The following is a 25,599-nucleotide window of genomic DNA, read 5'->3' as shown; positions in this document are numbered from 1 at the left end:
AAGTAGCATAGGATTATGAGTAAAACTTTCTTAATTATAAATTTCCCACTTTCAGTACATTATGCTAGAATCTCATTCAATAATATAGATACAAGGATTACAGATGCTTAGTACAGTAAATTTAACACAGCGCTATGGAAAAAGAGTGCTTTTTGATAAGATCAATATCACTTTAGATGCAGGGAAACGTTATGGCCTGATCGGGGCAAACGGAGCAGGGAAATCAACATTTATGAAGATACTTGCAGGTGAGATAGAACAAAGTGATGGTGAAGTACAGCTTCAGCCGGGACTAAAACTGGGTATGCTTAGTCAAAACCAGTATGCCTTTGAAGATTATACACTTAAAGATGCCGTACTGTATGGAAACAAAAAACTTTTTGATGCACAAAAAGAGAAAGAGAAGCTCTATATGGAAGGTGACTTTGAGAGTGATGAGGTCAATAACCGTTTAGCTGAACTTGAAATGATCTGTGCAGATGAAGATCCTACCTATGAATCTGATGTCAAGATAGAAAAACTGCTTGAATCTCTAGGTTTTCCTGCATCACAACATGATGACCTTATGTCTTCGCTTACAGGTGGTGACAAATTCAAGATATTATTGGCACAGGTACTTTTCTTGAAGCCAGATGTATTGTTACTTGATGAGCCTACGAACAACCTTGATATGGAAACGATCGCTTGGTTGGAAAATGAACTGAAACGTCATGAAGGTACATTGCTTGTTATTTCTCATGATAGACACTTCCTTAATGGTGTCGTGACACACATTCTTGACCTTGACTTCCAAAACATCCGTGAATTCACAGGGAATTATGATGAGTGGTATATTGCTGCTAACCTTATAGCTAGACAGGCAGAAGCAGATAGAGGTAAGGCACTGAAAGAGAAAGATGAGCTTGAAAAGTTCATCGCCAGATTTTCTGCGAATGCCTCTAAAGCGAAACAAGCGACAAGCCGTCAAAAGCAATTGGACAAACTGGATGTCAGTGAGATAAAACTTTCTTCAAGACGTGACCCTTCCATTATGTTTAAGGCACACAGAGAGATCGGTAATGAAGTACTTGAAGTAGAGGGTCTTTCTAAAAGCTTTGATGGAGAAACAGTATTTGAAAATCTTACTTTCAAGATAAATAAAGGTGACAAAGTTGCCCTTCTTGGTACAAATGGTGTAGGTAAAACAACACTCCTTAAAATTCTTATGGAAGAGATAGAGGCAGATAGCGGAACTTTTAAATGGGGACAGACCATCACTCATAGCTACTTTCCTCAGAATACGACAGATCTAGTTACAGGTGATGAAGAGTTGCCACAGTGGATTCAAGGATTTGATCCAAAATGGCACATTGATGATATTAGAAAAACATTGGGTCGTATGCTTTTCTCCGGTGAAGAGCAGAAAAAGAAAGTGAATGCATGTTCAGGTGGTGAAAAACACCGTGTTATGCTTTCTAAGATCATGATGGATGCTTCAAACTTCTTGGTGATGGATGAGCCAAACAACCACCTTGACCTTGAAGCAATCGTTGCTTTAGGTGAAGCTTTACATAATTACCAAGGCGGTGTGATCTGTGTTTCTCACGATAGAGAACTCATCGATGCATTTGCAAACCGCATCATCAAACTCAATGAAGATGGAACTGTGATCGATTTTGAAGGTGGATATGAGGAATTCGTGGAGCAGCACGGAGCGCATTAACCATTCTTTTCTAAACTGATTACGGCTTTTCGTAGCCGTAATTATTCCAGTAAAATCTACTCAATATAACTTCACACTTTCTTCATACTTTTATTTTATACTTCCTCATCTTTAAAAAAGAAAGGATTCAAATGAAAAAATTAACAGCAATTTTACTTTTAGCGGCTGCTTTGGTATCAAATGTATCAGCGCATCACATGGCACAATCAGATACGGCAGGTATCTATATCGATGAAGATTCTCCACATCTTTTGATGACATTTTAATTAAAAGAAGAAAGGATTAATATGAAAAAATTACTAACACTATTACTATTGGCTATCGGTTTAGCATCAAGTGCATCAGCACATCACATGGCGCAGTCAGATACAGCAGGTATCTATATAGATGAGGACTCACCGCATCTTTTAATGACATTTTATTAATAAATAAAGTATTCTCCAAGAGCATATCCTACATTGAGGATATGCTCTTTCCCTATAATACAAGACTATTCTCTAACGTACTTTTTAGGCGATGTTTGTAAAGACAGATTGAACATCTTCATCTTCTTCGAGTTTATCGATCAGTGTATCTATCTCTTCCATCTGCTCGTCATTGAGCTCTATAGGTGTATTGGCAATATACTCTAGTGTCGCTTTTTTCACTTCTATCTGCATGTCTTCCAATGCTTTACTCAGTTCGCCAAATGCAGTAAAATCACCATATACTCTCACGATATTGATATCATCACCTACCTCTTGAGGCTCTACATCTTCTTCTATTTCTTCTAAACCAAAGTCAATGAGTTCTAATTCTAACTCTTCCAAGTCCATCTCATCGGTTTTGTTAAATACAAAAACACATTTACGTGTAAACATAAAGTTTAGAGAACCGGATGTAAGCATCTCTCCACCGTTTCTGGCAAGTATGGCTTTGACATTGGCAACCGTTCTTGTATTGTTGTCTGTAGCACACTCTACGATCATCTGCACACCATGTACAGCCTTGACATCGTAAGTCAGCTCTTTGATGTCTGCAGCATCTTTTGCAGATGCTCTTTTGATCGCTGCATCGATGTTGTCTTTAGGCATATTTTGCGCTTTGGCATTGAGAATAGCGGTACGAAGTTTAGGGTTCATATCAGGATCTTGACCGCCTTCTTTGGCTGCCATAGTGATGATCTTTCCTAATTTAGGGAAAAGTCTAGACATGGTTCCCCATCTTTTCATTTTCGCTGCTTTACGGTATTCAAACGCTCTACCCATTAGTGATTCCTTACAAATTTAATTATGTGATTATACTCTATTTGGCTTAAGTCGCATCAAAGCCATGCTGTGTAGAATTTAACTATGAAACTAAATGAAATAAAACTGACCAATCCCTATTTGGAATTACCAGAAGAGTGTTATACAAGAGTAAAGCCCACACCACTGGAGAATGTTTTTCTGATCCATGCCAATGAAGAAGTAGCAAAGCTATTGGATATAGATATTGAAGAACTTTACAGTGATGCTTTTGTAGAATTTGTCAATGGTGCATGGGAACTTAAAGGGTCAGATCCTTTTGCAATGTGTTATGCCGGACATCAGTTCGGTCATTTTGTACCCCGTTTGGGAGACGGACGGGCTATCAATATAGGTACGATAAAACATTGGCATCTACAGCTTAAAGGTGCAGGTCAGACACGTTATTCTCGTTCAGGTGATGGACGTGCAGTACTTCGCTCTTCCATTCGTGAGTATCTTATGAGTGAAGCGATGCATGGGCTTGGTATAGAAAGCACAAGAGCATTGGCGCTCATAGGTTCAGAACACAAAGTCTTCAGGGAATCGTGGGAAACCGGGGCCATCGTGCTTCGTGTCTCTCCTTCATGGATACGTTTTGGTACCTTTGAATACTTTGCACACAAAAAAAGATATGAAGAGTTGGAAGCATTGGCTGACTATGCTATCGCAGAGAGTTATCCGCACTTGGTAGATAAACCGAACAAATATCTGCTTTTTTTTACAGAAGTCGTAAGCAAAACAGCCATACTCATGGCCGAATGGCAGGCAGTAGGGTTTAACCATGGAGTGATGAATACAGACAACATGTCCATCGCAGGGCTTACCATAGATTATGGCCCCTATGCATTCCTGGATGACTATGACTTTCAGTACATCTGTAATCATACAGACCAAGGCGGACGTTACAGCTTTGGAAACCAGCCCAATATAGGCGAGTGGAACTTGCAGGCGCTCATGCATGCTTTGTCACCGATGGTACAGATATTTAAGTTGGAAAAAGCATTGGCAGAGTATGCAGAGCACTACACCAACCGATACCTTCAACTGATGCGTCAAAAGTTAGGTTTGGATGTATTGAGAGATGAGGACTTGGAACTTATCAAACAATTACTGGGAATGATGCAGGGACTTCAGATAGACTACACACTATTCTTCAGAACACTGAGTTGTTATGACGGAGAGAGAACGGCACTGTTGGGCCTGGGTCTTTATCACAAGCCGATGAATGAGTGGTTAGACAGCTATGATGAGAGACTTAAAGCAAATATCTCCACTACAGAGAAGAGACACAGCGTTATGTTACAGACAAACCCAAAGTTCGTACTTAAAAACTATATGCTGCAAGAAGCCATTACTGCAGCAGAAAATGGTGACTTTGACGTAGTTGACGCATTATTCGAGATCGCTCAAGATCCGTATGCCGAACATGAGGCACATGAAAGATGGGCCGGTGCGACACCGGATGAATTTAAAAATCAGAAGCTGAGTTGTAGCTCCTAAGCGTTATAATTTTAAAAATCATTCAAGGATCATATATGACACTGGAAGAACTGCAAAATACGATAAGAAGTGAAGTAGGCGTTTTACTTTACTTCTCCGGAGAGCACTGCAATGTATGTCATGCATTAAGACCCAAGTTCAAAGAAGTGTTTGATGCGAACTTTCCTCTGCTTAAACAGATATATCTTGATGCACACGAAAACCCGGAGATCTCTGCACATTTTCAAGTCTTTTCTGTACCTACAATGATCGTATTTATGGATGGACGAGAGTTTGCCAGAGAAGGACGCTCTGTCAGTATGCATCAGTTAACGGAGAAACTGAAACGTCCTTACGGGATGATGACGGAGTAATTCAAAAGTGCGTCATCCTCGTACTTGATGTGTGGATTCTCCTGCTAAGCAATTCAAGATTTTTGAACGCTTCCTAAATATTCAAACTGCGGTGGTGTTCTTCTCTTTACTTTTCTAGAAAAAATGATGAGAGAAACAACGCCACAGTCTAGATGAATAGGAAGTTCAGTTAAAATGTCAGAAATAGATCCCCGTGCCTGTCACTGGAATGACGGGTATAGGCCTGATTATTTTTTCGTAATAATAGAGATATTCTCAAACCCTTTGTTTTTGAGAATATCTATGATGCTCACAAAGTATTGGAATGCACTCTCTTTGTCCATATGCAAAGAGACCAAGTCTTTTTTAGGATCGAGTTTCATCAGTCTCTCTTCGATGAGTTCAATGCTCAGAGCCTCTTTGTCATAAAAGTATTTTCCATCTTTATCTACAGCGATATGGATGCTTTTTTTCTCTTCACTTTTCTTAGAACTGGCACTTGGCAGATCTACCTTGATCGTTTGATTGGTGACAAACGTAGCTGTGGCAAGTACGATGACCAGCAGTACCAGTACAATGTCGATGAAGGGAACGACATTCATTTTGTCAAAGCGTTCACGTCTCATACTGCGTTCGTATCCTGTGCTATTTCCCATCGGGCCAAGATCGTATCTACTCTTGTAAGCAGTGCATTGTAAATGACAGTTGCAGGGATCGCTACAACCAGGCCGGCTGCGGTAGCTTTAAGTGCGAGGGCCAAGTGCTTCATGATCTCACCAGGGTTGATCGTATCTTGTTGATCACCTATAATATAAAAAGTAAGTATAATAGCAAGTACCGTACCAAGCAGTCCTATATAGGGTGCATTCGAACCGATAGAGGCAATGGTTGCCAAACGTTTTGAAATGTCAAGTTCCAAAGCGGTTTTATTTTTATAGTCTGTCAGTTTGATCCCACGGTAGAAAAGTACTCTCTCGATCGCAAATGCAAAGGTAATAAAACTCAAGAAAAAGAGTAATCCTATGATCCCATAATCTACGATATCTTTTAGTTGTTCAATTGGCACTATTTTTCCTCATCTGTTAATTTAGCCTGCATTATATAGAATATAGTGTTAAAACTATGTTAAATCCATTTTAAGACACCTAGCGTCGATTTTAAGCGCTTTTTAGCCTTTTTATTTAAGCCGATGTTGGATACAATCAAAACAATTTTTTACACAATAAGGAAATGCATGAGCGATCTGTTTGAAGAGCAAAATAATACCGGGCAAGTGTTAATCGAAGATAGTATGAAGTCAAGTTACCTTGACTACTCTATGAGTGTTATCATTGGTAGAGCATTACCAGATGCAAGAGACGGGTTGAAACCTGTACATAGAAGGATCCTCTATGCGATGAATGATCTTCATCTTGCACATAGAAGTCCTTATAAAAAATCCGCACGTATCGTCGGTGATGTAATCGGTAAGTATCACCCGCACGGTGACTCCTCAGTGTATGATGCACTTGTACGTATGGCACAAGACTTCTCTATGCAGGCACCGCTTGTGGATGGCCAGGGAAACTTCGGTTCAGTTGATGGTGATAACGCTGCAGCGATGAGATATACTGAAGCACGTATGACAAAGATCGCTGAAGAGCTTTTATCTGATCTTGACAAAGACACGGTTGACTTTGTACCAAACTACGATGACTCTATGCAAGAGCCTGATGTACTCCCTTCACGTGTACCAAACCTGCTTCTTAACGGTTCAAGCGGTATCGCGGTTGGTATGGCTACGAATATTCCTCCGCATAGATTGGATGAACTTGTCAATGCCCTTGTATCACGTATAGACAATCCGGCTTGTACAGTAGAAGATATGATGAAGATCGTACAGGGGCCTGACTTCCCAACAGGTGGTATCATTTTTGGACGTAAAGGTATTACAGATGCTTATACGACAGGACGTGGACGTATCAAAGTACGTGCGAAGACGCATATAGAGCAAAAAGGTTCTAAAGAGATCATTATCATCGATGAACTTCCTTTCCAGGTCAATAAATCAAGACTCATAGAAAACATTGCACAGCTTGTGCGTGACAAACAGATAGAAGGTATCTCTGAACTTCGTGATGAATCTGACAGAGAAGGTATCCGTGTGGTGATCGAGCTTAAGCGTGATGCGATGAGTGAGATCGTTCTTAACAACCTTTTCAAAAGTACACAGATGCAAGTGACGTTCGGTATTATCATGCTAGCGATCGCGAACAAAGAGCCAAAAGTCTTTAATCTTATGGAACTGTTCGACCTTTTCTTGAAACACAGAAAAACAGTGGTGATCAGAAGAACGATCTTTGATCTTGAAAAAGCAAGAGCAAGAGCACACATCTTGGAAGGTCTCAAGATCGCTGTGGACAACATCGATGAAGTGATCAAGATCATCCGTGCCTCTGCAGATGATGTAGAAGCCAGAGAAAACCTCATGTCTCGTTTCAAACTTTCAGAGATTCAGGCAAAAGCTATCTTGGAGATGAGACTTAGACGTCTTACAGGTCTTGAGATAGAGAAGATCGAGAATGAGTTAAATGAATTGCTCAAACTCATTGCAGAACTTGAAGCGATCTTGAAGAGTGAAGAGAAGATCAATGCGATCATCCGTGAAGAGCTTGTAGAGATAGGTGATAAATACACAACACCACGCCGTACAGAGATCGTAGATGATTATGATGATATAGACATCGAAGACCTTATTCCAAATGAGCCAATGGTTGTGACCATCACACACCGTGGGTACATCAAACGTGTACCAGTGAAGCAGTATGAGAAGCAACATCGTGGTGGTAAAGGCAAGATCGCCGTTACTACGTATGATGATGACTTTATCGAGAAGTTCTTTACGTCAAATACACATGATACACTCATGTTCGTAACAGACAGAGGGCAGCTCTACTGGCTCAAAGTCTATCGTATCCCAGAGGGGTCTCGTACAGCTAAAGGTAAAGCAGTAGTGAACCTTATCAATCTTCAGCAGGATGAGAAGATCATGGCGATCATCCCTACCACTGATTTTGAAGCGGATAAAGGATTGGTATTCTTTACCCAAAATGGTATCGTGAAGAGAACAAACCTCTCAGAGTATTCGAACATCAGAAGCAACGGTGTAAGAGCGATCAACTTGGATGAAGATGATGCTTTAGTAGAAGCGAAGATCGTCAAACCAGATACAAAATGGCTTTTTGTTGCAACGAAAAAAGGTCTCTGTATCAGATTTAAAGTAGAAGATGCAAGAGAGATCGGTAGAGTGGCACGTGGTGTGACTGCAATTAAATTTAAGATAGCAGGTGACTACGTTTGTGGTGCTACGACCATAGAAGATGAGAATGATGAATTGCTTATGATGAGTGAAAAAGGTCTTGGTAAACGTACCACTGCAAGTGAATATCGTGAACAGAACCGTGCAGGTAAAGGCGTTATCTCTATGAAGCTTACACCTAAGACGGGTGATGTTGTGGGTGTCGTATTTGTAGAAGAAGACAAAGATCTGATGTGTCTCACTAGTATCGGTAAGATGATACGTGTGGACATGGAAACCATCCGTAAAGCAGGACGTAATACTTCAGGTGTGAAGATCGTCAACGTAGATGCAAAAGATAGAGTGGTAAGCATTGCAAAATGTCAAAAAGCAGAGACACCAGATGAAGACAATGGTGAAGAAACAGATAATACACTAGGATTAGAATAACGTGAGAAAGTATAACGTAGCAGTAGTCGGTGCAAGCGGTGCCGTAGGTGAAGAGCTTTTTAGAGTCTTGGAAGAGGTAAAATTTCCTGTAGGAAACCTATTGCCTTTGGCAAGTGCTAAATCTGCAGGCGACACTATTGAGTTTCAAGGGAATGAGTACAAGATAGAAGAGTTGACGGAAGAAGTATTTGATGGACGTGATATAGATATCGCGTTCTTCTCAGCGGGTGGGAGTATTTCTGCACACTATGCACAGTATGCAGTAGAAGCAGGTGCAGTGGTCATTGACAATACCTCTCACTTCAGAATGGATCCAAATATACCACTTGTGGTGCCTGAAGTCAATCCTGAAGACATCGCACTTTGGAAACAATCAGGGATTATTGCTAACCCTAACTGTTCTACCATCCAAATGGTACAGCTTCTTAAGCCTCTTCATGACTTTTACGGTATAAAAAGAGTGGATGTAAGTACCTATCAGGCAGTAAGTGGAGCAGGTAAAGCAGGGATGGAAGAGCTAGTGCGACAAATGCAGGCTTTCTTCAACTTTACACTGGATGATGCAAAAGTAGAAGCATTTGCCCACCGTATAGCCTTAAATGTCATTCCTCATATTGATGTACCGCAGGAAAACGGTTACACGAAAGAAGAGATGAAAATGGTCAACGAGACCAATAAGATCATGCACAGCAACTTTGCAGTCTCTGCAACATGTGTACGTGTACCGGTTTTAAGAAGCCACTCTGAATCCATCACGATCACTTTTGATGAGAGTGTCGATGTGAATGTAGAGAAAGCAAGAGAAGTTTTGGGTGATTTTGAAAATGTGACCGTAGTAGATGACATGTCTAAAAATGAATATCCTATGCCTCTGACTGCGACAGATACAGATGAGACCTATGTAGGACGTATCAGAAAAGATATCTATGCGAAGAATATTTTACACCTTTGGGGTGTAGCAGACCAGGTCAGAGTAGGTGCTGCGACCAATGCAGTAAGAATCGCACAAAAATGGATAAAACTAGAGGAAAATGCCTAATGTTGGAAAAACTATTTGAAGGGGTGATCTGGAGAAGTAGATTTATCGTACTTTTGGCTGTTATTTTTGGTTTAGTCGGAGCGGTGATACTTTTTGCTGTAGCTTCACTTGATATTTGGCATGTGGCAACCCATACCTTTCATGTGATCACAACTGGTGCACATCCTGATACTTTCCATGAAGATATCGTAGCAGGGATCATCGGTGCGGTAGACCTCTACCTGATCGCTGTGGTGATGTTCATCTTTGCGTTTGGTCTGTATGAGCTCTTCATCTCAGATATTGATGAGGCAAGCGGGAAGAACGGATCTAAATTACTTGCTATAGACTCTCTGGATCAACTTAAAGACAAGATAGCCAAAGTCATCGTGATGGTACTTGTCGTGAACTTCTTTCAAAGGGTTTTACACACCAGTTTTGCAACACCGTTAGAGATGCTGTATTTTGCACTGTCTATTGCAGCACTTGCTGTAGGATTATATTTTTTAGGAAAAGTAGGTAAACATTAATGGGAAAGATATTTGTAGACGCATGTCTAGGTAAAGAGACACCATACACACCGGTATGGATGATGAGACAGGCAGGGCGTTATTTGCCGGAGTATATGAAAGTACGCGCGGAAGCAGGAAACTTTCTTAACTTGTGTCATGACCCTAAAAAAGCAGCAGAAGTCACGATCCAGCCACTGGATATCGTGGGTGTGGATGCGGCTATTTTATTTTCAGATATTCTGGTGATTCCTGACGAAATGGGAATGGACTTGAGCTTTGTAAAAGGAGAGGGACCAAAATTCTCTGACCCCCTTACATCACAAGAGGATCTGGACAGACTCATCGGTGGTGAAGAAGCGGCAAGTAAGTTGACCTATGTTTATGATACGATTGCACTGCTCAGAGAGCAGCTGGATGCAAGAGGCGATGAGAAAGCACTGATCGGGTTTACCGGTGCGCCTTGGACCTTGGCAACCTATATGATAGAAGGACAGGGAACCAAAACCTATAATATCTGTAAGAAGATGATGTACTCAAACCCTGAACTTCTCCATAATATCCTTAGAAAAGTCACGGATGTCGTCAAACTCTATATGGAAAAACAGATCCAAGCGGGTGTAGATGTCGTACAGATCTTCGATTCCTGGGCAGCAGCTATCGAACCTGGTAACTATGATGAGTTCTCATGGAAATATATGGTAGAGATCGCCGAGTATCTGAAAGAGAAGTATCCGCATATTCCTGTGATCATGTTCCCTAAAGGTGTGGCAGCCTTTATCGAGCGTGGCCTGGTGTATGGAAACTTTGATGTCTTCGGTGTAGACTGGGGAACACCTATGGCATTGGCTAAAGAGAAACTGGGTGACAAGTATGTGCTTCAAGGAAATATGGAGCCATGCAGACTCTACTCTAAAGAGGCAACAACGAAGTGTGTTGAATCGATCCAGGAGACTATGGACGGTAAAAGACATATCTTTAATCTTGGACACGGTATCCTTCCGGACGTTCCGGTAGAAAATGCAAAACACTTTGTCAGTGAATGCCAGAGAGTGAGTAAAAAGTAATCCCTGAAAGGGCATGATGAAGAGAGAACATTATCACATTGGAGTTGAGGAATGTGAACTCGGGATCGTAGGACACAAAGTATTTGTGCGTCTAAAAGATATCCCGATGTATCTCTCTAAACGTACCAAAGACAGCATTCGAAACCGCTACAGCCACTCTGTTGAAGTAGGCTTAAGCACAGAGTATATACTGAGTCATGTGAGTAGACAACTCGGTAATAATGTGGACCTGAATTTTTTCAAGATAGGAAAGATCGTAGGGCTTTTGCATGACATCGGTCATACGGCATTCAGCCATGATGGAGAAACTATCTTGGACGGCATGCTGCAAAAAGCTTCTGAATCCTTTGCAACACCCCTCAGATTCAACGCTAACCTCAATAACTTCAGACGTATCTTCAAGTATGAATTTTATGATAACCTTCCAGAAGATGTAAGAGCGTATGCTTTGGCTTCTTTGGTCAAGCGTGTGCATGAACTGGAAGAGTATCCTGAGTATCTTTATTTAAAACAGTATGTGCTGGATGCCATTACTTTGGAAGAGAAGTATCTTGGATCCAAAGGCATCACGATTCAAAATATTACTGGCAAAACAATCCTGTGCCAAGCGATGGACCTGGCGGATGAGAACAGGTACCGCGTGACAGATATCATCGATTCGCTCAACATTTACACCAAAGAAAAACTGCAGGAGATACTGCTGCGTTCCATCAAGAGTGAAGTGCGGGTGAAAGATATACGTAAACTGGTGTATTTGAAAACACTCACTGTGCCCGGCTATGAGAGAGTGCACTATGACAAGATGAAGATCAAAGAGCTGCTGATAGCACTGCTGAACCGTTCAAGCAATGCTAAAACGGAATTCCAAAATACTATGAACGCTATCTCCATGGCTTTTAACAGGAACTTTAGACTACGAGAAGACGGAAAACTTGTACCTGTGGATGCAGAGATAGAAGCTTTAAGAAAAGAGTTCCAAAAAGTCGCGGCAAAGTATCTCTGGGGTTCCAAAAAAGTGCAAAAGATCAAAAAGCCTTTCAGCCATTATTTTACGACTGTGGCAGACTACTTCATCAATAAAGAGTTTGACATGGAGCTGATCGACAGCAATACCTACAAAGAGAAGCTGACAGCGTTACGTAACAGTGAGTTAAGCAAGGAAGTTTATCAAAGAGAGAAGTTGAGTCTCATGCGGAATTTTCTGGGTGGATTGACCAACCTGAAGATCATTGAACTCTATAAAAAGATCGCCCTCTTGAAGTTTGAAGCAACATTGGGGTATAAACTGGAAAACCGTGATAAACTGGTCGATAAGAACACCGTAGCCTCTTTAGAAAAGAAGTTGAAAAAACAGAGTGAAAGATTACTGGGAAAGAGGTAGCAGTGAATATTATATTTGGTCCCATACATTCCAGACGTTTTGGAAAATCCTTAGGGGTTGACTTGAGTCCTGGTAAAAAGCAGTGCAACTTTGACTGTCTCTACTGTGAACTGGACCCAGCTAAAACGATGGAGTCCTATGATGATGTAGTCAGTGTGGAAGAGGTAACCACTGCACTAATAACTGCACTGAAAGAGCATAGCGATATAGACTTTATCACGCTCACGGCCAACGGTGAACCCACACTCTACCCGTATCTCTCAGAACTCATAGATGAGATCAACAGTTTTAAAGGTCCCACCAAGACGCTCATCCTTTCCAATGCAGCCAACATCGATGATGTGAAGGTACAGGATGCGCTTTTGAAACTGGATGAAGTGAAACTATCTCTAGACTGTGCCACCCAAAAATGCTTGCAAAAACTTGACCGTTCCCATAAGGGTATAGAGGTTGAGAAGATCAAAGCAGGGATGTTAGCGTTCAAAAGCAGATATGATGGTCCCCTTGTCATAGAGATACTCATCGTCAAAACACTCAATGACTCCGAAGAAGAGATAGCCAAACTCGACGAATACCTGCTGAAACTGCAACCCACACGTATAGACATAGGCACCATAGACAGACCGCCTGCATTTGATGTAAAGCCTGTAAGCTATGAAAAACTGCTGGAGATCAGCCATCTTTTTGACAGTTCGTTACCTGTCTACATAGCCTCGCGAAAAAAAGCAGAGATATCGGCTTCCAGCTACAGTGATGAAGAAATATTGGAGACTTTATCGAAACGTCCTTTGACCGCAGAAGACATCGAAGCACTTTTTGATGAAGAGAGTCAAAACAGGGTACAAAATCTTCTACGAAAAGACAAAATAAAGCGTGTTTCAACAAATGGCGTAGAATTTTACAAAAAAGCCTAAAATATCCTTGACTTTAAAAAACTTTTTTACTATAATCTCACCCACGAAACAAGCACTCGCTTATTTCAATCATTGTTCCGGCATAGCTCAGCGGTAGAGTAGATGACTGTTAATCATTTGGTCCGAGGTTCGAATCCTCGTGCCGGAGCCATTCTTCAATATAAAATAATCTCATATAATCTAATAAAGCCCTAAAATACGATACAATGTACACTATATCCCCATTATTTTGTCTAATACAGTCTAATGTAATTTAATAGAATCTAGGACTTTTAGGGGCATTTTTGGGGCTTAAATAAGAAAAGTACCCCCAAGTATGAAAGGAAATACCCCTATGGCAAGAAGAACATTACCCCTAACAGATACTGAGATAAAGAAAGCAAAGCCTAAAGAGAAGGGATACAAGCTATTTGACGGAGAAGGTCTATTCCTTTGGATAAATACCGCTGGTGGTAAACTTTGGAGACTTAAGTATATTTCACCAGTTTCCCAAAAAGAAAAAACATATTCTATAGGCAAGTATCCAGATATAACACTTGCAAAAGCAAGAACAGAACGTGAACGTTTGCGTCAACTTATTAAAAGTGGAATAGATCCCTCGCAAGAAAAACAAGAAAATAAAAAAGTACGTATTACAAAAGAGATTAACAAAGCAGATACCTTTAGTAAAATAGCCGAAGACTTTCTTGAGCATAAAACAAAAATCTCAGATGATTATAAAGATATGCAGAGACGTAGGCTGGAAAGGCATATATCCATCTTTAAAAAACGTTCCTATAAAAAGTATTGCTAGAGCTGATATTATTGAACTTATTAGATTAATAGAAGCAAATGGTACACTTGAAATTTCAAAGAGAGTATTTTCACTTTGCAATGAAGTATTCAGATATGCTGCAGCAAATGATAAAATTCCCTATAATATTTTACAGGATATTGATAAGAAGAGTGTTTTTAAACAACCAGATGAAAAACATTATCCTGTTATACTTGATGAAAAAGAGATAAAGATTCTATTAGATGTGATTGATGATTACAAAGGTGATATTTCTACAAAATATGCTTTAAGACTACTTCCTCATCTTGCATCTAGACCAGGAAATATAAGAGTAGCAGAATGGAAGGAGATAGACTTTGAAAATTCTGAGTGGATCATACCTGGGAAAAAGATGAAAATTAAAGTTACATATAAAGGTACTAATGAATTACAGCCTCATATTGTACCTCTCACAAAACAGACAATGAAAATTATTAAAGAACTAAAAAAGTTCACTGGGGATGGCTCATATCTATTTCCTAGTCCATTACATAAAGATAGACCTATGTCTGATAATACACTTTCATCTGCAATGAAAAGACTTGGCTATAAAGATAAGATGAATCCTCACTCTTTCAGAGCTATGTTTTCGACTATATTACATGGTAAAATTGAAAAACATGGTTATCATAGTGATATTATTGAGAGACAGTTAGCTCACAAAGAAAGTAATAGAGTTAAAGCAGCATATAATCATGCTCAGTATCTGCCGCAGAGAAAAAAGATGATGCAATGGTGGAGTGATTATTTGGATAAGGTTAAAAATGGCAGCACCAACTAAAGTAGAACGTGAAAAACGTGAAAAAATAAAAGAGCTTGATCTATTTGTAAGGGATAGTGATATATACACTATTTTTGAAAATGAAACAAAAGATATGAGTGTTTTTGAAGCATCTCATGTTTTCAATGCTGAATGTGGCTACCGGGATATACACTGCAACCTATACATTTTCAATACTAAAAAGTTAAATGAAATATATAACAATATTTCTGGGCTTATAAAAATGCTAGATAGACAAACATTTCAAGGATTTTTTGACACCTATATTGAACGCATAAAAAAACTACACAGTATAGATTTAGAAGTCTTTGCTTTATACTACAACTTAATCAAACATGCTAAATTTTTAACATTTTCTAATGAAAAACCTTTTAACTACAAAATAATCAACCTTGTATATCGTCATGACTTTGTCAATATTTTAGGCGAGGAACGAGCCAATGCTTTATTTGGCAATTACAAAACAATTAACATAAAACAAATACTTCCAACAAACATTAATACATCTACTGAATATTTTGATAAAGATAGACAATGGGTTTTAACTGAAGAAGAACTAGAACTAGTTCGTAAATTTTATTTTACTGTTAATCAAGATGAATTCAGAATAACTCCTCATAGTACCCTTATAAAAAGAGATTATATTACAAGTAGTATTCCTTTATATAATAATCCTTATGCATTATCTGATAATGATGAAAATGACTTTTTCATTGATTATGGTGTGACTAAAAGTACATCTACATATGTGGAACTAGACCTTACAAAGCCCTTGGATGAATTAAAAGAATATATTACAAAAATTAAAAATGACTTTGAAGAAGATTCAACAAGAATACTCAATATTTATGATCTATTAGGCGATGAAAATAATATCTTTAAATGCGATTTTGGAGAGTGTGAGATTTACAAGAAAGATAAAAGAAAACCAATTGGAGGACGTTTTGCAGATGCACTCTTTGTATATGATTGTAAAAAAGCTGGTTTTGATAATGCTTTTATTGCTGATGAGATTAGTCGTTACTGGACAGATACCAAGCAACTCTTTCCTGAGAAGTTTGAATCTAAAACCGTAGGAACATATCATAAATTTGTAAAGGAACAAATTGATAATAAAAAGTATCAATGCTACTTTAGCGGTTATAACATAACAGAAAAATAACCATGTTCTCAAATGCAGTATTCATAACATAGTTGTCAATGGCCCTCTATACAACCTTGTTAACCTATCTTCAACTTTAATATACTTCTCTCATAAGCTTATACAAAACAACACCATATAACAAAGGTTAATACTATGAGAGAAGCACAATACTACAAACAAAACTACAGAGCAAAAGAAGCCGCGGAATATCTTGGGATAGCCCTCTCAACGATATGGCTATATGCTAAACAAGGACGGCTTACACCTATCAAACTTTCACCACGCATCACAATATTCAAAAAAGAAGAGTTGGATAACTTGGGAGCAACAGCATGATGTTAGTTAAAGTAGATAATCCAACAATTGAGCATATAACAAAAGCAATGTTATTTCACTCAGGGGAACCTTTTGCATCATCAATACAAATCTCTAAATATTTCGAAATAAACCATAAAGATTTATTAAGGAAAATAAGAGACTTTCACAGTTTTGAAGCAATGATTGGTGGCGGAAAATTGCGCAATCAAACTAGAGTGGTAAAAGGACGAGAATATCCGTATTTTGAACTTGATGCAGATGCTTTTACTTTTATTTGTATGAGTATCACGGGTAAACAAGCAGAAGAATTTAAGTGGGGCTTTATACAAGCATATAAAGTTGCAGCTACAGAAGCAATATCTGCAAGGGTAGCAAGTCAGACCAATAGGTTAAATCAAGAATGGCTTGAAGCAAGGGATCAGGGAAAAGATACTCGAAAACTTCTTCAGGATAAGATAAAAGAGTTTTGTCAATATGCAGAGTTACAAAGAGGTAGACCATATAAGGTATGTCCTTATTACAAGCTCGTAACCGATGCTATTTACTCTTATATTGGAGTAGTTGCACCAAAGTGTGGGAAAACACTTCGAGATATATATTCAGGTGATATAGTAGAAGCTATTGAATCTTCAGAATTAGAAGTAATAGAGTTACTTGATGAGGTAATGGCTACGAATGGAAGTCGAAAAGGGATTAAGCCATTGATCTTGGAAAGACTTGCGAATGAGTAACTTATCTGTAAAGTACCACGGAGAGAGTATTAAGCTTGATGAGTTTTACAAATCTCTATTGTTCCAACGTATTATGGATGGTAATTTCAATAGAGATGAAAGAGATGTACTTCTTGTAGTATTTAGAAAAACCATCCACTTTGACAAATGGAATGATCGTTTGGCTATATACAACTTTTCTCAGTTAGTAGGGATATGCCAATCAAAACTTAGACGAACCATCACTCAACTTGAAGCCAAAGGACTTATAGATGTAGAGAGGTCATCAGGTGGACGAAGTGACAGTACTCTTAAATATCACCAGTTTTCATTGTCTGATGAACTTATATTCATAGTTTCGGATAGATGGCTAGAGATAAAAGAGGAGAATGGCTATGACTTATAGCCTATCAGATTTAAGAGTCTTATTTTAAGAGGCTTAGATTTAACACTCTTAGAAATGATAGACAACAAAGTTATAACTATACACAAAGTAAAAACTACTCACAAACTCAAAACTAAATACAAAGGTACCACACTCCTAATTGAGATGTAGTACTCAGTTCTTCTCTACCAGATTTAAAAGGAAACTAAATGGCAAGATGGAAACTAACATCAGAGATACTTGAAAATATAGAGGTGTATGCAGAAGATCATTATACGCTTGAAGAGTTGTTTGATGAACTAAATATATCGAGTAAGCTGATGAAAGATGAACAAGTGATACAAGCATTTGAAAAAGGGCTGAATAGAAGAAAAGATGCTGAAGAACTTGCAACAAAACAATTCAGTAGTCCTATGCACAGGGGAATGGTAAATATACTTGAACAAAATGGGAAAGATATGCCTCCTATCTCACAGCAAGTTTTACATGATGATATTGTGAAGATAATAAATGAGGTTCAAAGTGGTGATTCAAAAGCACTTCTAACTATGCTGACTACCAACATCATGCAATTACAGCTCTTTAATGGCACTGTAACACGTAACTTAATGGGTGAGGCAGGTAAGCAGTTGGATAACTTCACTAAGCTCTCTAATATGCAATTAAAAGTCATGCAGGAGACCCGTAAAAGTATTATGGCTATCAATGAGATAACTAACCCAAAGCGAACTACTTTCATTAAGGAGGCAAATCAGCATAACCATCTTCACCAAAACTCAGAAAAAAAAGATGAAAATGAAAACGAAAAACGGATTGAATATAAAGAAGTGACCGAAGCAGAGGTATATGAAGCAAAGGAGACGGTACATGAAAACAAGTAGTCGAGAGTTTAGACAAATGCAGCGTGAACGTATAATGAAAACAAAACCTTGGTTAAAAACAAAGGGGCCTATAACACCTGAAGGTAAAGAAAGATCAAAGATGAATGCTTTAAAAGTCAGTCCTGAACTTTATACTCTAATGAAAGAGTATAAGCAGTTAATAGCACAGCAAAAAGAGATATGCAAAACAATTAAACATTTCGAATAAAAATAGTGATTTAAATTGCTCCATTGAAAAATAGGGGTACCTTAAGGGGTATATTGATTACTTATATCATTAAGTAGACTATTTTATTATTAATATGAATCCTTATATCGGATAAATATTAATTAATACTCCTATTACTTATAACCAAACAGAATGACTTTTTAATACTAGAAAAATCACTGAAGGTTTATATTAAATGAGTTATATGGATGTTTAGATTTTTATATTAGATACAAATATTACATAAATATGACATCTTTATACTATAATCCCATCAAAATAAGTTTGAGGTGAGATTTCACTGAGATCCTTATAAGGTGTTAGGCGTCGTATCACATTATGTTCTAACCCTCATTTAGATATAATACTAGTAATTTAAGAGCAGGATTTTTATATGGCACATAAGATAGCAATAATCGGACTTGGATATGTTGGTTTGCCTTTGGCACATGCATTTTCGGAGAAGTACCAAGTAGTTGGGTTTGATATCGCTCAGTGGCGTGTTGATGAGCTTAATTCTGGTGTGGACCGTACATTGGAACTAAGTGAAGATCAAGTGAATGAGGCGTTGTCTAACGGTATGAAATTCACCAATGTTTTAGATGAGATAGCTGATTGTAATATATATGTGGTCACTGTACCTACGCCAATAGATGATCATAAACGTCCAGACCTAACACCACTGCTTAAAGCCAGTGAATCCATCGGTAAAGTACTTAAAAAAGATGATATTGTCATCTATGAGTCAACTGTATATCCTGGAGCAACGGAAGAAGATTGTGTACCTGTACTTGAAAAGTTCTCTGGACTTAAATTCAACGAAGATTTCTTTTGTGGATACTCACCAGAACGTATCAACCCGGGAGATAAAGAGCATACGGTGACAAAGATCTTAAAAGTGACTTCAGGCTCTACTCCTGAGATAGGTAAAAAAGTAGATGAGCTTTATGCAAGTGTGATCACTGCAGGAACACATTTGGCTCCTTCTCTTAAAGTGGCTGAAGCAGCAAAGGTCATCGAAAACTCTCAAAGAGATATTAACATTGCTTTTGTCAATGAACTTGCGATCATCTTCAATAAACTTGGCATAGATACTGAAGCTGTACTTGAAGCAGCAGGAACGAAGTGGAATTTTCTTCCTTTCCGTCCGGGTCTTGTAGGAGGACATTGTATCGGTGTTGATCCATATTACTTGACACATAAAGCACAGGAAGTAGGGTATAACCCTGAGATCATCCTTGCCGGTCGTCGTCTTAATGACAACATGGGTATCTATGTGGCAAATCAAGTGATTAAACTGATGATCAAAAAAGGTCATAAGATTGAAGGTTCAAAAGTTTTAGTATTGGGTATTACCTTTAAAGAAAATTGTCCAGACATTAGAAACTCTCGTGTGATTGATGTTATTAAAGAGCTTCAAGAGTTTGGAACTGACGTTGAGGTCTATGACCCTTGGGCAGATCCTGCTGAAGTGAAACGTGAATATGGAATTGATCTTCTTAAATCACCAGATTCAGGGTATGATGTTGTTGTACTAGCTGTTGCACATGATAAGTTTAACGGATTAGATATCGATAAACTTAAACATGGGAATAATACTGTTATTTACGATATCAAGTCAAAGCTTGAAGAGAGTGATGGGAAACTTTAATGACAGCTTTTGAAGACCTTTTAGAACATTTTAAAACGGAACAGAAAACGTGGTTAGTAACAGGGAATGCTGGATTTATCGGGTCTAATTTAACAGAGTTCTTACTTTCACATAACCAAAAGGTAGTTGGGTTAGATAACTTTTCTACAGGCTATCAGCATAACATCGATGATGTATTGGCTCAGGTAGATGAAGAGGCTGCGAAGAACTTTACTTTCATAGAAGGTGACATAGCTGATTTTGACACCTGTGTCAAAGCATGTGAAGGTGTGGACATTGTACTGCATCAAGCAGCACTTGGTTCAGTACCACGTTCTATAGCAGATCCTGTAACTTCCAATCGTTCCAACGTCACTGGTTTTTTAAATATGCTTACAGCAGCTAAAGATGCAGGGATCAAACGATTTGTCTATGCAAGTTCAAGTTCCGTTTATGGTGACTCATCAGAGCTTCCTAAAGTAGAAGAACGTACAGGTAATCTTCTTTCTCCTTATGCAGCTACGAAAATGACAAATGAACTCTATGCCGGTGTATTTAAACGTACGTATGACATGGAAACATTAGGTTTACGTTATTTTAACGTTTTTGGTCGTCGACAGGACCCTAATGGTGCTTATGCAGCGGTTATTCCTAAATGGGTTGGATCACTTCTTGAAGGTGAAGAAGTCTACATCAACGGTGATGGTGAAACGAGCCGTGACTTTACTTACATAGACAATGTTATCCAGATGAACCTTCTAGCTGGAACTACAAATAATGTAGAAGCATTTGGTGAAGCATTCAACGTAGCAGTAGGTGGGAGAAACACACTGAATGAACTCTATGCACTGATCAATAAAGAGTTAAGTACCCATATAAGTTCTTTCTCGGAAAAAGAGGCTATCTATAGAGATTTTCGAGCAGGGGACATTCGTCATTCCAATGCAAACATTTCAAAAGCACAGAACTTTGTGGGTTATTCTCCAACACATGACATTTACCAGGGTATGGAAGAAGCTATTGAGTGGTATATTGAGAATATTGGTAAGAAGGAAGATAAGTAGTGCATATTCTTGTTACAGGTGGTGCGGGCTACATAGGTTCTCATGTGGTAAAGTTGTTACTTGAAAACGGTGATCATCAAATTACAATTCTTGATAATCTTGTTACAGGATTTCAAGTGACTATTGATACATTAATGGTTATCGCAAAAGAAAACAGTGTAAACTTGAATTTCATTAAAGAAGACCTTTCTAACTTCAATAAGATCGAAAGTATCATGAGAGAAAATAGTTTTGATGCCATTATCCACTTTGCCGCTTCGCTTGTGGTACCAGAAAGTGTTGAAAACCCTTTAAAGTATTACCTTAATAACACTGCCAATACTGCGAATCTCATAAAGTGTGCTACAGAGAATGGAGTAAAGAAATTTATCTTTTCTTCAACAGCAGCCACGTATGGAGAGCCTGATGCTACTGTTGTAAATTTGGAGACAGGGCTTAAAGAGAGTGATCCAACAGATCCTATCAACCCTTATGGGATGAGTAAACTTATGAGTGAAAGAGTGCTCAAAGACACAGCCTTGGCTTATGATGATTTCAAGTATGCAGCACTACGTTATTTTAATGTTGCCGGTTCTGACCCTGATGGTCATATCGGTCAGTCCACTGAAAATGCCACACTGCTCATTAAGGTAGCTGCAGAAGCTGCCACAGGCAAGCGTGAAAAGATGTATATTTTTGGAGAAGATTATCCTACCCATGATGGTACAGGTATACGTGACTACATCCATGTTGTAGATCTGGCTCAGGCACACATAGAAGCTTTGGAGTATCTTGAAGATCATGATAGCGATGTGTTCAATGTAGGGTATAGTCGAGGCTTCTCAGTCAAAGAAGTTATTGATACCATGAAAAAAGTCTCCGGCGTTGATTTTACTGTGGAGATTAAAGAAAGACGTGCAGGAGATCCTGCCATCCTCATCTCTGACAATACAAAGATCAAAAATGCCATGCATTGGCAACCAAAATATGATGATCTAGAAGTCATCTGTCAAACAACGTTAGACTGGGAGAAAAAAATTTGAGAATCAGAAAATGTCTATTCCCTGCTGCAGGATACGGTACCCGTTTCCTTCCCGCGACCAAAGCCACACCAAAAGAGATGCTACCAGTCCTCACTAAACCACTCATCCAGTATGGTGTGGAAGAAGCACTGGAAGCGGGTCTTAATACAATGGCTATCATTACAGGTCGTGGTAAACGTGCCATAGAAGACCATTTTGATATCTCTTATGAACTGGAACAGCAGATCAAGGGTACGAGCAAAGAGCATCTTCTTGATGAGATCCGTTCTCTGATAGATCAATGTACTTTCTCATACACAAGACAAGTAGAGATGAAAGGTCTTGGACATGCTATCCTCACAGGAGAAACACTTATAGGAAATGAACCATTTGCTGTGATCCTGGCAGATGATCTCTGTACCAATGGGAATGAGGGTGTACTCAAGCAGATGATTGAAGTCTACGAAAAATACCAATGCTCTATCATTGCCATAGAAGGAGTACCTATGGATCAGACGCATAAGTATGGTGTGATAGCCGGAAACCTGGTCGATAATACAGAGAATACCTATAGAGTGACAGATATGGTAGAAAAACCAGACCCGAAAGATGCACCAACCAATATGGCTATTATCGGACGTTACATTCTTACACCAGATATCTTTGATATACTCAGAGAAACAAAGCCAGGCAAAAATGGAGAGATCCAGATCACTGATGCCCTTCTTGAGCAGGCGAAGAATGGTAAAGTGATCGCTTATAAATTTGATGGTCAACGTTTTGACTGTGGTTCTATAGATGGGTTTGTTGAAGCTACGAATTATTTTTATGATAGAGTCGAGGCATAATGCAAAAAATACTCATCGTTTTTGGTACCCGTCCTGAAGCCATTAAAATGGCACCACTGGTAAAAGAGTTTCAAAAGTTTCCACATACTTTTGATACAAAAGTATGTGTGACGGCACAACATAGAGAAATGCTTGATCAGGTTTTGGAGTTGTTTGATATCATCCCTGAGTATGATCTTGACATTATGAAGCCTGGACAAGATCTTTATGATGTGACTTCAAATGTTCTTCTTGGCATGAAGCCTGTACTTACAGAGTTCAAACCTGATGTGGTTTTTGTACATGGTGATACATCTACAACATTTGCTGCTTCTTTGGCAGCATTTTACCAACAGATCTCTGTGGCACACATCGAAGCAGGTTTGAGAACGGGTGACATCTACTCTCCTTGGCCTGAAGAGGCAAATCGTCAGCTTACTTCGCAGATCACAGCGTATCACTTTGCACCAACGCAAACAAGTAAAGAGAATCTTTTACGTGAAAATGTTAATGCACAAAGTATTGTCGTAACGGGTAATACGGTCATTGATGCACTGTTCTTAGCCTTAGAGAAGATCAAATCTAACAAGCAACTTGAAATAGAAATCGTTCAGCATTTAGAAACGCTTGATTATCATTTATCAGATGAAAAAAAGATCATTTTGGTCACAGGACATAGAAGAGAAAACCATGGTCAGGGCTTTATCAATATCTGTACCGCACTTAAAGAGATCGCTGTCTCTAATCCGGATATCGATATTGTCTATCCGGTGCATCTTAATCCTAATGTGCAACAACCAGTAAAGGAACTTCTTTCAGATGTAGCAAACATCTACCTCATAAAACCATTGCAGTATGAACAGTTTATCTATATGATGGACAAGTCTTACTTTATCATTACTGATAGCGGTGGTGTACAGGAAGAGGCACCGTCTCTTGGTAAACCAGTACTTGTCATGAGAGAGACCACAGAACGCCCAGAAGCCTTGGCAGCAGGTACAGTTATGCTGGTAGGTACAGATATAGAACTGATCAGAAATGAAGCACAGAAGCTGATCGATGATCAAGATGCGTATAGCCATATGTCCCAAGCAAGTAATCCTTATGGAGATGGTACAGCTTGTACACAGGTAGTTGAATTTATGAAGGAAAGATAAATGGATAAAAAAGTATGTGTGGTTGGACTAGGATATATAGGACTACCAACTGCAGCGCTGTTAGCAAATAGGAGTTATGAAGTACGTGGTGTTGATGTCGTACAAAGTACTGTAGATATCATTAACCGTGGTGAGATCCACATTGTTGAACCTGAGCTTGATACCTTTGTGAGAGCTGCAGTTAACAGCGGTAAGCTCAAGGCTGATATTAAACCGGCACAAGCAGATGTCTTCATCATCGCTGTACCAACACCGTTTCATGAAGGGTACGTGCCAAATATCGACTATGTTATCTCTGCAACCAAATCTATAGCCCCTTATGTACAAGAAGGTAACATTGTCATTCTAGAGTCCACATCACCGGTGGGTACAACAGACAAGGTTGCAGAAGTACTGGCATCACATGGTATCGACACAAGGAAGGTGCATGTTGCACACTGTCCTGAGCGTGTCCTTCCAGGACATATTATGCGTGAGTTGGTAGAGAATGACCGTATCGTAGGAGGAACTACTTCAGAAGCCACTGAGGTGACAGTAGCCTTCTACCAAACTTTTGTAGAGGGCGAAGTACTGGCAACCGATGCTAAAACAGCAGAGATGGCAAAACTAACTGAAAACAGTTTTAGAGATACGAATATCGCTTTTGCCAATGAACTCTCCATCCTTTGTGATAAATTCGATATCGATGTATGGGAGCTTATCAAGCTAGCTAACCGTCACCCAAGAGTCAACATCCTGCAACCGGGTGCTGGTGTAGGTGGACATTGCATTGCCGTGGATCCTTGGTTCATCGTCCATGCTGGTGGAGAAGATGCAAAGATAATCCGCACAGCGAGAGAAGTTAATACTTACAAAACAGAATGGGCCATAGAGAAAATCAAAAATGCTGCTTTAGCATTCGAAAATGAAAATGGACGAAAAGCGAAAATCGCTTGTATGGGGTTGGCTTTTAAGCCAGATATTGATGATCTTAGAGAATCACCAGCACTTTATATTACTAGAAGACTTATAGCTGATGGTCTTGAAGTATTGGCAATTGAACCAAATATCTCTGAGCATAAAGATTTTGATGTAGTAAATTACAATGAGGCGGTAGAAAAAGCCGATGTGATAGTTTTTCTTGTGGCACATAAAGAGTTTAAAGACCTTAAGATATTTGGTAAAGAAACTATAGATTTTTGTGGGATTACTGTATAAATAATAGAAGATTGTAGATAATAAAATTAAGTAAGCAAAAATCATCAAAAAGAGAATATAGATT

General features: G+C 38.9%; 28 protein-coding genes and 1 tRNA gene. 26 read left to right on the top strand and 3 right to left on the bottom strand.

Going from position 1 to position 25,599, the window contains the following annotated elements; all coding sequences use genetic code 11:
• Positions 1-103 precede the first annotated feature (103 nt).
• The 3 genes from LDM93_RS05390 to LDM93_RS05385 all read left to right on the top strand — a co-directional run bounded on the left by LDM93_RS05390 (position 104) and on the right by LDM93_RS05385 (position 2,127).
• Positions 104-1,702, top strand: coding sequence for an ABC-F family ATP-binding cassette domain-containing protein (locus tag LDM93_RS05390; protein ID WP_223891132.1), 1,599 nt, complete (start codon positions 104-106; stop codon positions 1,700-1,702).
• Between the two features lie 131 nt (positions 1,703-1,833).
• Positions 1,834-1,968 carry a hypothetical protein gene (locus LDM93_RS11335; RefSeq protein WP_255586209.1) on the top strand — a complete coding sequence of 45 codons (135 nt, stop codon included), beginning with the start codon at positions 1,834-1,836 and terminating at the stop codon, positions 1,966-1,968.
• A 21-nt stretch (positions 1,969-1,989) separates the two neighbouring features.
• Positions 1,990-2,127, top strand: coding sequence for a hypothetical protein (locus tag LDM93_RS05385; protein ID WP_223891131.1), 138 nt, complete (start codon positions 1,990-1,992; stop codon positions 2,125-2,127).
• Between the two features lie 84 nt (positions 2,128-2,211).
• Here the strand turns inward: LDM93_RS05385 and LDM93_RS05380 are convergent, their stop codons facing one another.
• Positions 2,212-2,949: a YebC/PmpR family DNA-binding transcriptional regulator gene (locus tag LDM93_RS05380; protein WP_223891129.1), complete on the bottom strand. Its 738-nt coding sequence runs from the start codon at positions 2,947-2,949 to the stop codon at positions 2,212-2,214.
• Positions 2,950-3,033: 84 nt separating this feature from the next.
• Between LDM93_RS05380 and LDM93_RS05375 the strand changes: the two genes are divergently transcribed.
• Complete coding sequence (locus tag LDM93_RS05375) at positions 3,034-4,470, top strand: YdiU family protein (protein WP_223891127.1); 1,437 nt, start codon at positions 3,034-3,036, stop codon at positions 4,468-4,470.
• 35 nt (positions 4,471-4,505) lie between these two features.
• Positions 4,506-4,823, top strand: coding sequence for a co-chaperone YbbN (locus LDM93_RS05370; protein WP_223891126.1), 318 nt, complete (start codon positions 4,506-4,508; stop codon positions 4,821-4,823).
• Positions 4,824-5,050: 227 nt separating this feature from the next.
• On the opposite strand, the gene LDM93_RS05365 is transcribed toward LDM93_RS05370, so the two are convergent.
• Positions 5,051-5,428 (bottom strand): biopolymer transporter ExbD, encoded by a 378-nt coding sequence (locus LDM93_RS05365; protein ID WP_223891125.1) that lies wholly within the window; start codon positions 5,426-5,428, stop codon positions 5,051-5,053.
• Complete coding sequence (gene exbB, locus LDM93_RS05360; RefSeq protein WP_223891124.1) at positions 5,425-5,868, bottom strand: TonB-system energizer ExbB; 444 nt, start codon at positions 5,866-5,868, stop codon at positions 5,425-5,427. Before exbB ends, LDM93_RS05365 begins: the two co-directional genes overlap by 4 nt.
• Before the next feature lie 168 nt (positions 5,869-6,036).
• Here exbB and gyrA point away from each other — a divergent pair, with 168 nt between their 5' ends.
• The 21 genes from gyrA (at position 6,037) to wecC (ending at position 25,535) form a co-directional block, all read left to right on the top strand.
• On the top strand, positions 6,037-8,529 hold the full coding sequence (gene gyrA / locus LDM93_RS05355; protein WP_223891123.1) for a DNA gyrase subunit A: 2,493 nt from the start codon (positions 6,037-6,039) through the stop codon (positions 8,527-8,529).
• A 1-nt stretch (position 8,530) separates the two neighbouring features.
• Positions 8,531-9,568 (top strand): aspartate-semialdehyde dehydrogenase, encoded by a 1,038-nt coding sequence (locus LDM93_RS05350; protein WP_223891122.1) that lies wholly within the window; start codon positions 8,531-8,533, stop codon positions 9,566-9,568.
• Positions 9,568-10,077, top strand: coding sequence for a YqhA family protein (locus LDM93_RS05345; RefSeq protein ID WP_223891121.1), 510 nt, complete (start codon positions 9,568-9,570; stop codon positions 10,075-10,077). The genes LDM93_RS05350 and LDM93_RS05345 overlap by 1 nt, the downstream gene beginning before the upstream one ends.
• Positions 10,077-11,123, top strand: coding sequence for a uroporphyrinogen decarboxylase (gene hemE, locus LDM93_RS05340; protein WP_223891120.1), 1,047 nt, complete (start codon positions 10,077-10,079; stop codon positions 11,121-11,123). Before LDM93_RS05345 ends, hemE begins: the two co-directional genes overlap by 1 nt.
• 16 nt (positions 11,124-11,139) lie before the next feature.
• On the top strand, positions 11,140-12,504 hold the full coding sequence (locus LDM93_RS05335; protein WP_223891118.1) for an HD domain-containing protein: 1,365 nt from the start codon (positions 11,140-11,142) through the stop codon (positions 12,502-12,504).
• Between the two features lie 2 nt (positions 12,505-12,506).
• Entirely contained in the window at positions 12,507-13,418 is a 912-nt protein-coding gene (locus LDM93_RS05330) for a radical SAM protein (protein WP_223891116.1), read from the top strand.
• A 76-nt stretch (positions 13,419-13,494) separates the two neighbouring features.
• Positions 13,495-13,569, top strand: a tRNA-Asn gene (locus LDM93_RS05325).
• A gap of 183 nt (positions 13,570-13,752) precedes the next feature.
• Positions 13,753-14,211, top strand: a complete 459-nt coding sequence (locus LDM93_RS05320) for an integrase arm-type DNA-binding domain-containing protein (RefSeq protein WP_223891115.1) — start codon at positions 13,753-13,755, stop codon at positions 14,209-14,211.
• Positions 14,129-15,013, top strand: coding sequence for a site-specific integrase (locus LDM93_RS05315; protein ID WP_223891113.1), 885 nt, complete (start codon positions 14,129-14,131; stop codon positions 15,011-15,013). The genes LDM93_RS05320 and LDM93_RS05315 overlap by 83 nt, the downstream gene beginning before the upstream one ends.
• Positions 14,997-16,175: a hypothetical protein gene (locus tag LDM93_RS05310; RefSeq protein WP_223891111.1), complete on the top strand. Its 1,179-nt coding sequence runs from the start codon at positions 14,997-14,999 to the stop codon at positions 16,173-16,175. Before LDM93_RS05315 ends, LDM93_RS05310 begins: the two co-directional genes overlap by 17 nt.
• Before the next feature lie 135 nt (positions 16,176-16,310).
• Positions 16,311-16,493, top strand: a complete 183-nt coding sequence (locus LDM93_RS05305; protein WP_223891109.1) for an AlpA family transcriptional regulator — start codon at positions 16,311-16,313, stop codon at positions 16,491-16,493.
• On the top strand, positions 16,490-17,206 hold the full coding sequence (locus LDM93_RS05300) for a Rha family transcriptional regulator (RefSeq protein WP_223891108.1): 717 nt from the start codon (positions 16,490-16,492) through the stop codon (positions 17,204-17,206). Before LDM93_RS05305 ends, LDM93_RS05300 begins: the two co-directional genes overlap by 4 nt.
• On the top strand, positions 17,199-17,591 hold the full coding sequence (locus LDM93_RS05295) for a replication protein (RefSeq protein WP_223891107.1): 393 nt from the start codon (positions 17,199-17,201) through the stop codon (positions 17,589-17,591). The genes LDM93_RS05300 and LDM93_RS05295 overlap by 8 nt, the downstream gene beginning before the upstream one ends.
• A 188-nt stretch (positions 17,592-17,779) precedes the next feature.
• Positions 17,780-18,451: a hypothetical protein gene (locus LDM93_RS05290; protein ID WP_223891106.1), complete on the top strand. Its 672-nt coding sequence runs from the start codon at positions 17,780-17,782 to the stop codon at positions 18,449-18,451.
• Entirely contained in the window at positions 18,438-18,659 is a 222-nt protein-coding gene (locus LDM93_RS05285) for a hypothetical protein (protein WP_223891105.1), read from the top strand. Before LDM93_RS05290 ends, LDM93_RS05285 begins: the two co-directional genes overlap by 14 nt.
• 394 nt (positions 18,660-19,053) lie before the next feature.
• Positions 19,054-20,310, top strand: a complete 1,257-nt coding sequence (gene tviB, locus LDM93_RS05280; protein WP_223891104.1) for a Vi polysaccharide biosynthesis UDP-N-acetylglucosamine C-6 dehydrogenase TviB — start codon at positions 19,054-19,056, stop codon at positions 20,308-20,310.
• Entirely contained in the window at positions 20,310-21,353 is a 1,044-nt protein-coding gene (locus tag LDM93_RS05275; protein ID WP_223891103.1) for an NAD-dependent epimerase/dehydratase family protein, read from the top strand. Before tviB ends, LDM93_RS05275 begins: the two co-directional genes overlap by 1 nt.
• Positions 21,353-22,375: a UDP-glucose 4-epimerase GalE gene (galE, locus tag LDM93_RS05270; RefSeq protein WP_223891102.1), complete on the top strand. Its 1,023-nt coding sequence runs from the start codon at positions 21,353-21,355 to the stop codon at positions 22,373-22,375. The genes LDM93_RS05275 and galE overlap by 1 nt, the downstream gene beginning before the upstream one ends.
• On the top strand, positions 22,372-23,202 hold the full coding sequence (gene galU / locus LDM93_RS05265) for a UTP--glucose-1-phosphate uridylyltransferase GalU (protein WP_223891101.1): 831 nt from the start codon (positions 22,372-22,374) through the stop codon (positions 23,200-23,202). The genes galE and galU overlap by 4 nt, the downstream gene beginning before the upstream one ends.
• Positions 23,202-24,338, top strand: coding sequence for a non-hydrolyzing UDP-N-acetylglucosamine 2-epimerase (gene wecB, locus LDM93_RS05260; RefSeq protein ID WP_223891099.1), 1,137 nt, complete (start codon positions 23,202-23,204; stop codon positions 24,336-24,338). Before galU ends, wecB begins: the two co-directional genes overlap by 1 nt.
• Positions 24,339-25,535, top strand: coding sequence for a UDP-N-acetyl-D-mannosamine dehydrogenase (gene wecC, locus LDM93_RS05255; RefSeq protein ID WP_223891098.1), 1,197 nt, complete (start codon positions 24,339-24,341; stop codon positions 25,533-25,535).
• The last annotated feature ends 64 nt before the right edge of the window (positions 25,536-25,599 follow it).

Origin of the sequence: Sulfurovum sp. TSL6 (assembly GCF_019972115.1) — a bacterium.
Taxonomy (GTDB): Bacteria; Campylobacterota; Campylobacteria; order Campylobacterales; family Sulfurovaceae; genus Sulfurovum.
The sequence above is the reverse complement of the archived record's forward strand: the minus strand, read 5'-3'. Positions and strand labels throughout refer to the sequence as shown.